The sequence below is a fragment of the Mesorhizobium sp. M2A.F.Ca.ET.037.01.1.1 genome (assembly GCF_003998075.1).
Classification (GTDB): Bacteria; Pseudomonadota; Alphaproteobacteria; order Rhizobiales; family Rhizobiaceae; genus Mesorhizobium.
This window is the reverse complement of record NZ_RZSA01000222.1, coordinates 1-7,722: the sequence shown is the minus strand read 5'-3', so window position 1 is coordinate 7,722 and position 7,722 is coordinate 1. Positions and strand designations below refer to the sequence as shown.

Annotated in this window: 8 protein-coding genes; 7 read left to right on the top strand and 1 reads right to left on the bottom strand. The window is 64.2% G+C overall.

Annotated elements, in window-relative coordinates:
• The 6 genes from EOA27_RS13540 to EOA27_RS13515 form a co-directional block, all read left to right on the top strand.
• Positions 1 to 808 (top strand): NAD(P)-dependent oxidoreductase (locus EOA27_RS13540; RefSeq protein ID WP_145970342.1); only part of this gene is annotated, 808 nt, incomplete at its 5' end.
• Positions 809 to 835: 27 nt separating this feature from the next.
• Complete coding sequence (locus EOA27_RS13535) at positions 836 to 1,768, top strand: allantoinase PuuE (protein ID WP_126082252.1); 933 nt, start codon at positions 836 to 838, stop codon at positions 1,766 to 1,768.
• Between the two features lie 14 nt (positions 1,769 to 1,782).
• Complete coding sequence (locus tag EOA27_RS13530; RefSeq protein WP_126082251.1) at positions 1,783 to 3,117, top strand: dihydroorotase family protein; 1,335 nt, start codon at positions 1,783 to 1,785, stop codon at positions 3,115 to 3,117.
• 5 nt (positions 3,118 to 3,122) lie between these two features.
• Entirely contained in the window at positions 3,123 to 3,896 is a 774-nt protein-coding gene (locus EOA27_RS13525; protein ID WP_126082250.1) for a glucose 1-dehydrogenase, read from the top strand.
• A gap of 201 nt (positions 3,897 to 4,097) precedes the next feature.
• Positions 4,098 to 5,195 carry an HlyD family secretion protein gene (locus EOA27_RS13520; protein ID WP_126082249.1) on the top strand — a complete coding sequence of 366 codons (1,098 nt, stop codon included), beginning with the start codon at positions 4,098 to 4,100 and terminating at the stop codon, positions 5,193 to 5,195.
• On the top strand, positions 5,192 to 6,790 hold the full coding sequence (locus tag EOA27_RS13515; RefSeq protein ID WP_127256445.1) for a DHA2 family efflux MFS transporter permease subunit: 1,599 nt from the start codon (positions 5,192 to 5,194) through the stop codon (positions 6,788 to 6,790). The genes EOA27_RS13520 and EOA27_RS13515 overlap by 4 nt, the downstream gene beginning before the upstream one ends.
• Before the next feature lie 93 nt (positions 6,791 to 6,883).
• Here the strand turns inward: EOA27_RS13515 and EOA27_RS13510 are convergent, their stop codons facing one another.
• Entirely contained in the window at positions 6,884 to 7,117 is a 234-nt protein-coding gene (locus EOA27_RS13510; RefSeq protein ID WP_126082248.1) for a hypothetical protein, read from the bottom strand.
• A gap of 270 nt (positions 7,118 to 7,387) precedes the next feature.
• Between EOA27_RS13510 and EOA27_RS13505 the strand changes: the two genes are divergently transcribed.
• On the top strand, positions 7,388 to 7,722 hold a 335-nt coding region (locus EOA27_RS13505), incomplete at its 3' end, for an NAD(P)H-dependent oxidoreductase (protein ID WP_189562019.1).

Genomic DNA, 7,722 nt, shown 5'->3' with positions numbered 1-7,722 from the left:
AGGCATCACGGCGATCGTCCACGGCGCGACGATCACGCCGATCTCGCGCGGCAGCGCCTCGGAAGCAAAACGCCAGCCGGAGGCCGAGGACCCGGCCCGCATCGTCGATGTCAATCTCATGGGCACCGTGCGCATGCTGGACTGGGCGCGCACGAATCCCGACCTGAAGCGCTTCATCTATGTCAGCTCCGGTTCCGTCTACCGCCACAACGGCCCCGACTGGAGCGGGGAACCGCTGCCGGAAGACGGCTATGTCGCGCCGCTGACGCTTTACGGCATCTCGAAATTCGCCTCCGAGATGGTCACCAACCGCTATGCCGACCTGTTCGGCCTCTCGGCGGTGTCTGTGCGGCTTGCTTCCGTCTACGGCCCGATGGACCGCGCCACCGAGAGCCGCAACTTTCGCCATGTTCCGAACCGCGTCGCGCATATGGCCCTTGCAGGCGAAACGATCAGGCCAAACAGCCTCGAACCCGTCGGCGATTACGTGACCTCGACCGACGTCGCCGCCGCGATCCTGGCGCTGATCGATGCACCAGGCCTCAATTACCGCCACTATAACATCGGCTCCGGCTCCAGCCAGACCATCGGCGAGATCATCGGCTGGGCAAGGGAGCGCGTGCCGGGACTGAAGGCCGAGGTGACGCCGGGCGAAGACACCAATATCGTCCAGGATGTGACGCTGAAAGGCGGGATGTGGGGCGCCTATGACATCGCCCGCATCATGCGCGACACGGAATGGCGGCCGCGCCCCGGCAAGGAAGCCTTTCACGCCTACATGGATTGGATTGCTGCCAACGAGAATTGAGCCAACGAGATCAGAGGAGACCAGCCGATGCCGACCGATCCGCAGCAAGCGCAGCAGCCGCGCGACTTTGTCGGCTACGGCCCTCACCCGCCCTTCGTCACCTGGCCGGGCGGCGCCAAGCTCGCCGTCAACCTCGTGCTCAACTACGAGGAAGGGTCGGAGTACAACTGGCTGGAAGACGGCCGCAACGACAATTGGGGCGAATACAATCTCACCGGCAGCATGCCGGTGCGCGACCTCGGCACCGAGACGCATTACGAATATGGCAGCCGTGCCGGCGTCTGGCGCCTGGCCAGGCTCTTCGACCGCTACGACATTCCGGTCACCTTTTCCGCCTGCGCCGTGGCGCTAGAGCGCAATCCGCCTCTGGTCGAGTGGATGAAAGCGCGAAGGCACGACCTGATGGGGCATGGCCTGCGCTGGATCGACTACACGGTGATGGAGCGAGATGAGGAAGAACGCCATCTGCACGAGGCGATTGCTCTCTACGAAAGGCTGCTTGGGAAGCGCCCATTGGGTTGGAACTGCCGCTCGCTGCCCAGCGTCAACACCCGCGACCTGCTGGTCGAGGAAGGCGGCTTCCTCTACCACTCCGATCCCTGCAATGACGACCTGCCCTATTTCCTTGACCACCGGGACACGGAAATCCTGGTCGTCCCTTACTCAAAGGCGCTCAACGACAGCCGCTACCTTGTGGCGCCCGGCTACAGCAATCCGCGCGACTTCGCCGAGGATTGCCGCTCGGCCATCGACTATATGCTCTCCGAAGCCGACGACACCGGCGGCCGCATGCTGACCATCGGCATCCACGCCCGGTGGACGGGCCAGCCGAACCGCGCCTCGGGCCTGCGCGAGGTCATCGAGCATGTCAAGCAAAGCGACGGCGCCGCCTTCATGCGCCGCGAGGATATTGCGCGCTTCTGGCATGCCAATCATGCTCGCTTCGAGCAGCGCGGCTGAGGGAGCGCAACGACTTGTTCGAGACGCTGATCCGCAGCGCAATGGCGGTCAACGCCGAGGGATTGAGCCGCTGCGATGTCGGTATCGCCGCGGGCAAGGTCGTAGCGCTGATTGCACCCGGGGAAGCCGCTGAAGCCAGAACCGTCATCGACGCTTCCGGCTGTTTCCTGTTGCCCGGTCTCGTGGATGCGCACGCGCATTTGCGCGAGCCTGGGCTGACGCATAAGGAGGACTTTTCCTCGGGCACCCATGCGGCGGCGCTCGGTGGCGTGACCACCGTGCTCGACATGCCGACCGACGAGCCTTGGACGGCCACGGCCGAGCAACTCGCCGACAAAATGGCGATCGCAGAAGGCCGCATCCATGCCGATGTCGGCCTGCAGGCCGTGGTCAGCCGCGATCTGTTGCTCATCCCTCGCCTCCTCGACCACGCGCCGGTCTCGTTCGAGCTCTTTACCGCCGACGTGCCGGACGGATTCCTGTTTGCAACGCTCGACAGCGTCGCCCAGGCGCTGAAAGCGTTCGCCGGCGCCGATACGCTGGTCGGCATCTCGCCCGGCGACCAGTCGATCCTGGCCGGCAGCTCCGCGCGCGACCGCTCGCGCAGCATCGCCGCCTTCCTGGACAGCCGGCCGCCGCTCGCGGAGGCCAACGGCATCGCTCGCGCCCTTGTCGCCGCAGCATCGGCTGAGGCGAAGGTCCATGTCCGGCAGATCAACTCCGAACTCGGCGTCGAGACCTGGAGCCGGCTGCGCGGCATGGCCGACGCAAGCGTCGAGACCACGCCACAGAATCTGTTCTTCACGGCGCAGGATTACGAGGTGCAAGGCCCCAATCTGAAGGCTTCACCACCCTTGCGCTCGCCGCACGATGTCGATGCGCTGCGCGCCGCGCTGGGTGCCGGGCTGATCGACGTCGTCGCCACCGATCATGCCCCGCACGCTCCTGCCGAGAAGGCGGCGCCCTATGCGGCTTTCGCTGACATCCCGGGCGGCATGCCGGGACTGCAGACGCTGCTTCCCACCATGCTGAGGCTGGTGGACGAAGGGCTTATCGCCTTGCCCGACCTGGTGCGCATGTGCGCCCGCAACCCGGCCGAGCGCTTCGGCCTCGGCCGGCGCAAGGGACGCATTGCCGCCGGATACGACGCCGATCTGCTCATCCTCGATCCGCGCCGATCCAGCACCGTCGCCAATGGCGATCAGGTGTCGCGGGCGGGCTACACGCCTTTCGACGGCTGGACCGTCAAAGCGCGACTGATCAACGTCTTCCTGCGCGGCCGCGAGATCGTGCGCGACGGGCGGCTGGTCGGTCCGGCGCAAGGCAAGATCGTCACGAGGGAGAGCTGAACACCATGGCCCTGCTTGCCAACAAAACGGCCATCGTTACCGGGGCGAGTTCCGGCATCGGCCGCGCTATCGCGCTCAAATTCGCCGCCGAGGGCGCCAACGTCGTAATTGCCGATACGGTGGAGCAGCCGATCGAGGGCGGAGAGAGCACAGTCGAGTTGATCCGCTCCGCCGGCGGCAATGCCGTCTACATGAAGACCGACATCTCGGACTGGAATGCCGTCGACGCGCTTGTCGGCGCAACCGTCGATCGCTTCGGTCGGCTCGACGTGATGGTCAACAATGCCGCGATCTACACCAGCACCAACCTGGTCGAGACCACGCCGGAACAATGGAACCGCGTCATCGGCGTCAATCTGACGGGTTCTTTCTACTGCAACAAACGCGCCGTCACGCAGATGCTCACCCAGGCGCCGGTCAACGAGGTGCGCGGCCGCATCATCAACATCTCCTCGCAGCACGGCATGGTCGCCTGTCCCGGCGACCTTGCCTATTCGGTAAGCAAGGGCGGCATCGTGCAGATGACGCGGCAGATCGCCGTCGACCATGCCGACGACCTGATCGTCTGCAACGCCATCGCGCCGGGCAAGATCATCACCGGCAAGCCGGGCGTCGCCAACGACCCCGATGCGCTCGACTATTCGCGCCGCCGTACGCCCTGGCCACGGCTCGGGCATCCGCACGACGTGGCGGGCGCGGCGCTATTTCTCGCCAGCGACATGGCGAGCTACGTCACCGGCATCAACCTGATGGTGGACGGCGGCTGGATGGCGGGCTGACAAGCGGGCCCCGGCGCGAAATCCCTTGACAGGAACCTTTGCGGAAAACGCTCGTTGACCCTGCTGCGAGGGGGTCAACGATATCTGGGACCCGTTGCCTTGGACGCCAAAACTGAAAGAAAAGAGCGCGAAACCGCTCCCGCCGAGAAAACGCGGGCTCGGCCCCGGGCCGAGCGACGCCCGCCGGACGACGAAAAACGCGTGGAAAACAAGCGCGCGGACGATACGCGCACACAAGACGCGCAGGGGAATGACAGTCCGTCCGACAGCAACAAGCTCGGCCCCATCAGACGCCATCCCTACATAGCGGCGATCATCGCCATCCTCATCCTGCTGGTGATCGCGGCGGTGGTCATCTGGTGGCTCAACGCGCGCCACTATGAATGGACCGACGACGCCTTCATCGACGCCCGCACGGTGACGGTCGGCGCGGAAATTGCCGGGCGCATCACCGATGTCGCCGTCACCGACAACCAGCCGGTCGAGGCCGGCGCGGTGCTTCTGCGCATCGACGACAGCGACTATCAGGCCTCGCTCAAACAGGCGGAAGCCGGCGTGGCGGCGGCGCGGGCCGACATCGCCAACGTCGAGGCGCAGACCCAGGCGCAGAACGCCAAGATCGACGCGGCCGGCAAGCAGGTGGCGCAGGCGCAGGCGGCGCTCGAATTCGCCAAGTCCGAGGACCAGCGCAACCGCGAGCTCCTGGCCAAGGGCACGGCGACGCAGCAGCAGGCACAGCAGGCCGCTTCGACCTTGCGCCAGGACCAGGCGGCGCTGGACGCCGCCAACGCCAATGTCGAGGCAGCGAAAAGTCAGCTGGCGGTTCTGCAGGCTCAAGGCAAGAGCGCCGAGGCCAAGCTTCGGCAGGCGGAGGCGGCCGAGAACCAGGCCAAGACCACCCTCACCCGCACGACCATCACGGCGCCCGTCGCCGGCCGTGCCACCAGCATCACTGCGGCGAAAGGCACCTATGCGCAGCCCGGCCAGGTGCTGATGATGTTCGTGCCCAACGACGTCTGGGTGAAGGCCAATTTCAAGGAAACACAGCTCGACCTGATGCGGCCGGGCCAACCCGTCGACATCGCCATCGACGCCTATCCCGAAAAGACCTTCCATGGCCGGGTCGACAGCGTCCAGGCCGGCAGCGGCACGGCGTTCAGCCTGCTGCCTGCCGAAAACGCCACCGGCAATTTCGTCAAGGTGGTGCAGCGCGTGCCGGTCAAGATCGTGTTCGACCAGCCGCCCGGCGTCTATCTCGGCCCCGGCATGTCGGTGGTTCCGACGGTCAAGGTCAGATGAGCGATGCCGCGACAGTTCAGGGCAACGAAAGCCGTTCCGCCGCCGGCGGGCGCAACCCCTGGCTGATCGCGATCGTCGTCTCGATCGCGACCTTCATGCTGGTGCTCGACACCTCGATCGCCAATGTCGCGCTGCGCAACATCGCCGGCAGCCTGGCCGCCGGCATGGACGAGAGCACATGGGTGATCACCACCTATCTCGTCGCCAACTCCGTCATCATCCCGGTCAGCGGCTGGCTGACCAGCGTCGTCGGCCGCAAGCGCTACTACATGATCTGCGTCGCGACCTTCACATTTGCATCGCTGCTCTGCGGGCTGGCCCCCAACCTGCCGACGCTGATCGCCTTCCGTATCCTGCAGGGGCTGGGCGGCGGCGGCATGGCGCCGAGCGAGCAATCGATCCTCGCCGATACTTTTCCGCCGGAGAAGCGGTCCCAGGCCTTTGCGCTCTACGGCATCGCGGTGATCGTCGCGCCGACGGTCGGACCGACAATCGGCGGCTGGCTGACCGACAATTTCTCCTGGCACTGGATCTTCTTCATCAACGTGCCGTTCGGCATCATGTCGCTGGCGCTCGTGCAATGGCTGGTGATCGAGCCCGACATCCTCGAACGCGAGCGCCGGGAGCGGTTGAGCAAGGGGCTGAGGGTCGACTGGATCGGCTTCATCCTGGTGGCGATGGCGCTCGGCTGCCTCGAAGTCTTTCTCGACGAAGGCCAGCGCAACGACTGGTTCGCCTCGACCTTCATCACGACCTTCGCTGTGATCTCGACCGTGTCGTTCGTGCTGCTGGTCCCGTGGGAGTGGACAAGGCGCGATCCGATCGTCGACGTCCGCCTGCTGTTCAGCCGGCAGTTCGGCATGTCCTTTCTGGTCATGATGGCGGTGGGCGCGGTGCTCTTCAGCACCACGCAGCTTTTGCCGCAGTTGCAGCAGACGACCTTCGATTACACCGCCACGCTCTCCGGCCTCTCGATGATGCCAGGGGGCATTGCCATGCTCATGCTGATGCCGATCTCGGGCTTTGCCGCCGGCATCGTTCAGCCGCGCTATCTCATCATGTTGGGCATGTCGGTGGTCGCGGTCGCGCTCTGGCACACGACCTCGCTGACGCCCGACGCCAGCTTCAGCTTCTTCGCCTATGCCCGCGTCTATATGATGATCGGCCTGCCGTTCCTGTTTATCCCGATCTCCACCGCCGCCTATGTCGGCCTGCCGCCGCAGAAGACCGACCAGGCATCGTCGCTGATCAATGTCGCGCGCAACATCGGCGGCAGCATCGGCGTGTCGCTGTCCAACACGGTGATTGTTCAGAACGCCCAGATGCACCAATCGGTGCTGGTCAGCCACACCGCGCAATCGAGCGACACCTATCAGCAGACGCTTCGCCAGGTGACGGATCATTTCGTCGCCGAGGGTTCGCCATTGGTCGAAGCCAGACAGCAGGCCGTCGGCTGGATCGGCCAGGAGATCGGCCGCCAGGCTTCGCTGCTCGCCTATGTCGATGTGTTCTTCTACTGCGCGATAGCCACAGCGGTGCTGGTGCCGTTTGCTTTGCTGCTCAGACCGCCCAAATCGGCACCGGCGAAACGTTAAAGCATGTCTCCCGAAAGTGGGAACCGGTTTCGGATAAAGACATGCGTAAAATCAAAAACCGGACGGAAAACCGCTAGTTTTCCCGGAATTGCTCTAGAAGCCGAACTGATCCTTGCGCAAAGCGTCCTCGTATTTCTTCTTCAATTCCAGAACCCTGTCGCGCACCTCATCCTCCTTGAAGTGGGCCGCCTCCCATTTGTCGATCTCGGCTATCGAGTGGTTGACGGATGCGAGTTCCTCTTCCTCCCTGATCGCCGCTATCCAATCCTCCACCGCGGCCTTGTAGGCGCTCTGAAGCTGGTCGAGATCCGACACATCGGTTTGCATGGCATACTCCGTTGGATGAGCGCGCCACTTGTAACCCGGCCGGATGAACAAACTAAGACAGGCGAGCTTCGTCCTCGGTCTGCGTCCCCTCGGCAGGCTTGCGGATTCCCCTTGTTTCACCGGACTTCCGCCTTCGGCGACATAGTGGCCGAACTCAGCTCGCATTCGACGATGCTGACGCGGATAGGGTGATCTCCTCAGGCACTTGCGCCAGATCAAAGAGGCGTTTTGGAAGAACGCGCTAGGATTGAATGCGTGAGGTAGGGACCAATGACCAAGCGGATCGCGATCATACAGGGTCATCCAGACCCCGGTGGGCATCGCTTGCTGCATGCGATGGCAGACGCTTATGCCGAAGCTGCGAAAGCAGCCGGGCACGAGGTTCGTCGCGTCGAAGTGGGAACGCTCGAGTTCTCGCTCATGCGTACACAAGCGGAATTCGAGACCGGGGCATTACCGCCGGCCCTCGTGCAACCGCGGGACGATATGCGCTGGGCCGAACACTGGGTTTTTCTGTTTCCACTTTGGCATGGAACCATGCCGGCACTGTTCAAAGGTTTCCTTGAACATATCTTCAGGCCCGGCTTTGCCATGGAATATGGAAA